General features: G+C 52.5%; 2 protein-coding genes. Both read left to right on the top strand.

Going from position 1 to position 1,279, the window contains the following annotated elements; genetic code table 11:
* On the top strand, positions 1-516 hold a 516-nt coding region (locus HMPREF2796_RS03980; RefSeq protein WP_210385341.1), incomplete at its 5' end, for a phage tail protein.
* A gap of 12 nt (positions 517-528) precedes the next feature.
* Positions 529-1,146: a hypothetical protein gene (locus HMPREF2796_RS03975; protein WP_070631175.1), complete on the top strand. Its 618-nt coding sequence runs from the start codon at positions 529-531 to the stop codon at positions 1,144-1,146.
* The last annotated feature ends 133 nt before the right edge of the window (positions 1,147-1,279 follow it).

Here is a 1,279-nt window from a genome sequence, read left to right as displayed (position 1 = left end):
TTTAATTATCTGTTCTACAACATAGACGAGAAGATGGCATTTTTGCTGGATGAATTCGGCAAGCTCGGCAGTATCAAGCCGGCCAGCACCACTCAAGCCGGTATAACACAGCTCTCATCCGCCACCAACAGCAACCGCGAAGATATGGCAGCCACCCCGAAGTCGGTTAAAGCCGCCTACGATAAGGCTGATTCTGCCCTGCCAGTTTATCAACGAATCGGTAATTTCGATGTTTGCAAGTTCCCAGATGGAACCATGATTGAATCCGGCACGGTGCGCGTTCAAAACCACGCCAACAGCCCCAACACGCGAATGCTGACTTGGCCGATGGCATTTACTTCCCCGCCGACTGTAGCGGTAACGATGTCCGCGCCGGAAGGTAACGTGCGTGATATGTGGGTAACGGTTGATAGCAGGCAAAGCAATCAAGCTGCCGTGCATTACTGGCTACACGAGCAAATTTTTAACACCCCTGATGTTACGGTTAATTTCATCGCCATTGGCCGCTGGAAATAGAGGAGCTAAATCATGACTGTTTATTATTACCAAAACGGATTTTTAGATACGGACGGAGAAGCACCGGCAGGCGCGGTGGAGCTGACTGCAGCGGAACATGAAGCGCTGATTGTCGGCCAGTCGCAAGGCCAAGTGATTATGCCGGGCAAAGATGGCAAGCCGGTACTAGCCGAGCCTGCACCCAGTCATCTGCACCAATGGAACGGCAAGGAATGGACGTTAGATAAGGCTGCCTCCTCCCAGTTGCTGGCGGAAGCCATCGACAACGGAACTAAGGCAATTAACGATTTGGTGGATGAAGCCTATCGCCACGTTACCCGCTTCTGGCCGGAGTACCAACTCCGAGAGCAGCAGGCTATCGAGTACAAAGCCGGGGGTTATAAAGGTGAGTTACCAACTCAAGTCGCTGCCTTTGCTGAGCCTACAGGTAAAGGAGGTAAAGAAGCTACCGATATTATCCTTGCTCAAGCGGCGAAACTGCGTGTCACGATGGAGCAACTGGGCATCCTGCGGATGAAGAAGCTTGAACTCAAGAACCTGAAAACCGCAGCTGAAGTTGATAAACGTGCGGCAGAGATTGTGGCTGCCATTCAACCGCATCTCCATGAGCTAGAAAAGGTGGGCAAATGATTTACCTGGCTTTGTATCACGGACACCGTGGCGGCACGGGCTGGTGTGTGTGGGCAGCACGGTTTACTGATGGGCTGACCCGTGTTTTGACACGCGGGCGGTACTCACATTGCGAGCTTGCCGTCAGACTGCC

Source organism: Eikenella sp. HMSC071B05, assembly GCF_001811325.1.
Lineage (GTDB): Bacteria > Pseudomonadota > Gammaproteobacteria > Burkholderiales > Neisseriaceae > Eikenella > Eikenella corrodens.
Note: the sequence above shows the minus strand (reverse complement) of the source record. Positions and strands in the feature narration are given on the sequence as shown.